We start from the raw sequence: 4,230 nt of genomic DNA on the forward strand, positions 1-4,230 counted from the left end.
TGGAACGCTGCCCCGCTCAATTGTCAACCACCTCGAACAAAATATAACCAAAAAAAAGCCCACATTGCGTCTTTAACAGGTCGCCCGAGAGGAGTATTATTTGCGTCCTTTTTCGGCAGCCCAGAGCTTTTGATTTGTGGTTCAGATTGGCCCTTACAAACTTCGTAACAACTTGATCCTTGCGCCAATGGCCGGTGTGACGGACAGACCGTTTCGCCAACTTTGCCGACAATATGGTGCGGGTCTTGCGGTCTCGGAGATGGTCATCGCCGACCCAAGCTTTTGGAAAACCCGCAAATCGAAACATCGTTTGGACCACGAGGGCGAAAAAGCCCCAATATCGGTTCAAATTGCTGGCGGCGATGCCCAGATGCTGGCACTTGCAGCAAAGCTTAATGCCGATCAAGGCGCCCAAATTATTGATATCAATATGGGCTGCCCGGCCAAGAAAGTGTGCAATAAAGCCGCGGGTTCCGCTTTGATGAAAGATGAAGCGCTTGTCAAAGACATCTTAAACGCCGTTGTGAATGCAGTAGAAATCCCAGTAACGCTCAAGATCAGAACTGGCTGGGATCAACAAAGCAAAAACGCAGAAACAATAGCCCGAATGGCGGAAGACTCAGGCATTCAGGCTTTGGCTGTTCACGGCCGAACCAGAGCCTGCGCCTATAGGGGTGAGGCGGAGTACGACACGATACGCGCGGTCAAGCAAGCCGTTTCAATTCCGGTGTTTGCAAACGGAGATATCACCTCTCCCGAAAAGGCAAAACAGGTCTTGAACTTCACCGGAGCGGACGGACTGCTAATAGGACGCGCGGCTCAGGGAAAACCATGGATTTTTGAAGAAATAGAGCACTTCCTGGCAAAAGGGACTCATTTGCCGCCGCGCGCTACCGAAGAGCAAAAAGCAATTATGCTGCAACATGTCAGTGAACTTCACTCCTTCTATGGCGATGTCATGGGAGTCCGGATCTCACGCAAACATGTTGCCTGGTATTTGCAAACACGACCAGATGGTAAAGCGTTTAGAAAGATTTTTAACACCATTGATTCAACTAACGAACAGCTTGAAGCTATAACCAGTTACTTTGAGCAGTCACTTACCCAAGGAGAAGCAGCAGCATGAGTTCTCAAATGCTAGCCGACAACCACGAAGCACAACAAACACAAATCGGCCCAGCGGCAGAAGGCGGAACAACCTTGCGTGACGAGGTAGAGAAAGCGCTGAGCAACTATTTTGCTCAACTAGACGGCGCGCCTGTGACCGACGTTTACCAACTAGTGCTTACTGAAGTAGAAGCACCTCTTCTCGAGCAGGTACTAAAGTACACCCGTAACAACCAAACTAAAGCCTCCGTTTTGCTTGGCCTTAATAGAGGTACGCTTCGCAAGAAGTTAAAGCAATACGGTTTACTGTAAAACGAAAAGCATCAAAAAAGGGCGGGATTATCTCGCCCTTTTACGTTCTAAGCAGAAGTAAAATTGGAATTAAGTATGACGACCGACCCTCGCCTAGCACCCGTTAAACGCGCCCTAATCAGCGTCTCCGACAAAACCGGAATTGTTGAGTTCGCAAAAGAACTTGTCGATTTAGGAGTAGAAATTCTTTCTACCGGCGGCACCTTTAATCTTCTTCAGAAAGAAAGCGTGCCCGTCACTGAAGTTTCTAGCTATACCAACTTCCCTGAAATGATGGACGGTCGAGTGAAGACACTTCACCCCAAAGTACATGGTGGCATCCTGGGCCGTCGAGGCCAAGACGATGCTGTCATGTTAGAGCATGGTATTGATGCAATCGACATGGTGATCGTGAATCTTTATCCGTTTGCACAAACCGTTGCAAAAGAAGACTGCTCTATGGATGACGCAGTTGAAAATATAGACATCGGTGGCCCAACCATGGTCCGTGCCGCAGCGAAGAACCACGCATTTGTGAATATCGTCGTGAATGCGGCAGATTATGCCCCACTAACCGAAGAATTACGCGCCAACAACGGCTGCACCCGTTTCGATACTCGCTTTGATCTCGCAATTAAGGCCTATGAGCATACCGCGGCCTACGATAGCGCGATTGCCAATTACTTTGGAGAACGCGTAAAAGGCGGCTGCAGCAAGCTACCGCGCACAATCAATCTAAACTTCAACAAAGCACAAGACATGCGTTATGGCGAAAACCCCCATCAAGCAAGTGCATTCTACGTTGAAGAAAATATTCAAGACGCGTGCATTGCGAACTCAAAGCAACTCCAAGGTAAAGAGCTATCCTATAACAACATTGCAGATACCGACGCCGCACTTGAGACCGTTCGGCTGTTTAACGAGCCTGCCTGCGTAATCGTCAAGCACGCGAACCCATGCGGAGTCTCTGAAGCGGAAAACATCCATACCGCTTATGAAAATGCCTACGCGACCGATCCTGAGTCGGCTTTCGGCGGCATCATCGCCTTTAACAGAGAGCTTGATGGAAAAACCGCGCAAGCGATTGTTGATCGACAATTTGTCGAGGTAATTATCGCGCCGTCTGCAAGTAACGAAGCAATTGCAGCGGTAAGCACCAAGAAAAATGTTCGCCTACTTGTTTGTGGAACGCTAACGAAAGCAAGTCCTGCGATGGATTACAAACGCGTTAATGGCGGAATCCTTGTTCAAGAGCGCGACTTAGGAATGATCAATCTTGGTGAGATTAAGGTAGTTAGTCGCCGTCAACCAACCGAAGACGAGTTACGAGATGCATTATTCACCTGGAAAGTTGCAAAGATGGTGAAGTCAAACGCCATTGTGTATGGCAAGAATCTACAAACAGTGGGTGTTGGTGCAGGCCAGATGAGCCGTGTAAATTCAGCTCGTATTGCGGCAATCAAGGCAGAACATGCTGGCCTTAAAGTAGCTGGCTCCGTGATGGCCTCAGATGCATTTTTCCCTTTTCGGGACGGCATTGATAACGCGGCAGACGCTGGTATTGCTTGCGTGATTCAACCAGGCGGTTCGATGCGAGATGAAGAGGTCATCAAAGCGGCTGACGAGCACGAAATGGCGATGATCTTCACCGGCATGAGACACTTTAGACACTAATCGTAATTGATGACACGAGCGGCTTCCTTTGAACCTTGTTCACCTATACTATCTCAACAGATTCATTTCATAATTTGCCAGGTAGTTTCTCGTGTCAGATTACGCTCGCTTTACAGTCCGTGGATACCATCTTGACCAATATGGTCATATGAATATCAACGCTTACAATACCTTTATGGAGGAAGCTCGCTGGCGTCTTTTTGAAAACTACAACGCTATTGAGTTTTTTTCCGAGCTTGAACTCGCCCTCACCCTAGTAAACAGCAACGTCGATTACAGGCGTCCGTGTATGCTGGGCGACATGCTCGAGGTTCAGACCAAAGTGATGAAAATCGGTACATCGAGCTGTAAAGTCCAACAAACAATTTTTACAGACGGCGGAGACAAAAAAATAGCTGAGGCAGAACATACTTTTGTTCTTATGGACAAAGGTACGCTGAAGGCAACTAGCATAGAAGGCAAGGCACGCGAAAAACTAGAACAGATCGCTCAGGTTTTCTAGTCAACAAACGCTCACTGCAGTCTCTTTGATCTAACCTTTCATCTCAGTTATCCTTTCGCCCCTAAAAAACATGCCAAAGGCCTGAATTCATGAATGTTTTAGTTGTAGGAAGCGGCGGTAGAGAACACGCGCTCGCGTGGAAAATCGCACAAGACAATGACGTTAAAGCTGTATTTGTTGCACCGGGAAATGCCGGCACCGCGACAGATGAAAAATTACAGAATGTCGCGATTGATGTCATGGAGTTTGAGAAGCTCGCTCAATTTGCCAAAGAGAATGATGTCTCCCTCACCGTAATCGGTCCGGAAGCGCCTCTTGTAGAGGGCATCGTCGACTACTTTGAAACGCAGGGTCTTGCGTGCTTCGGACCAAGCAAAGGAGCCGCGCAACTCGAGGGCTCAAAAGCATTCACAAAAGACTTTCTAGCCAGACACCATATTCCTACTGCGGACTACCAGAACTTTACGCAAGTCGATGAAGCGCTTGCCTATCTTAAGAAAGTGGGCGCCCCTATCGTTGTTAAAGCGGACGGCCTTGCCGCTGGCAAAGGCGTGATCGTCGCGATGACACTGGATGAAGCAGAAGCCGCTGTGAAAGACATGCTATCTGGAAACGCTTTTGGTGAAGCTGGATGCAGGGTCGTCATAGAAGAGTTT

Annotated in this window: 5 protein-coding genes; all 5 read left to right on the plus strand. The window is 48.3% G+C overall.

The annotated features are described in order from the left end of the window. Positions 1-136 precede the first annotated feature (136 nt). Positions 137-1,126 carry a tRNA dihydrouridine synthase DusB gene (gene dusB, locus A3751_RS16650; protein WP_082863337.1) on the plus strand — a complete coding sequence of 330 codons (990 nt, stop codon included), beginning with the start codon at positions 137-139 and terminating at the stop codon, positions 1,124-1,126. Positions 1,127-1,134: 8 nt separating this feature from the next. Further along, entirely contained in the window at positions 1,135-1,419 is a 285-nt protein-coding gene (gene fis, locus A3751_RS16655; protein WP_369819912.1) for a DNA-binding transcriptional regulator Fis, read from the plus strand. Between the two features lie 75 nt (positions 1,420-1,494). Further along, a complete protein-coding gene (gene purH / locus A3751_RS16660; protein ID WP_068458059.1) occupies positions 1,495-3,072 on the plus strand; it encodes a bifunctional phosphoribosylaminoimidazolecarboxamide formyltransferase/IMP cyclohydrolase in 1,578 nt (525 codons plus the stop codon). 91 nt (positions 3,073-3,163) lie between these two features. Then, on the plus strand, positions 3,164-3,574 hold the full coding sequence (locus A3751_RS16665; RefSeq protein WP_082873377.1) for a thioesterase family protein: 411 nt from the start codon (positions 3,164-3,166) through the stop codon (positions 3,572-3,574). Positions 3,575-3,663: 89 nt separating this feature from the next. Next, positions 3,664-4,230: phosphoribosylamine--glycine ligase (locus A3751_RS16670; protein WP_156492561.1), on the plus strand; the 567-nt coding region annotated here is incomplete at its 3' end.

The organism is Oleiphilus sp. HI0080, from assembly GCF_001635135.1.

Coding starts and splice junctions, on each gene's coding strand:
- purH (WP_068458059.1), top strand. CDS start 1,495: ATGACGACCGACCCTCGCCTAGCACCCGTTAAACGCGCCCTAATCAGC.
- fis (WP_369819912.1), top strand. CDS start 1,135: ATGCTAGCCGACAACCACGAAGCACAACAAACACAAATCGGCCCAGCG.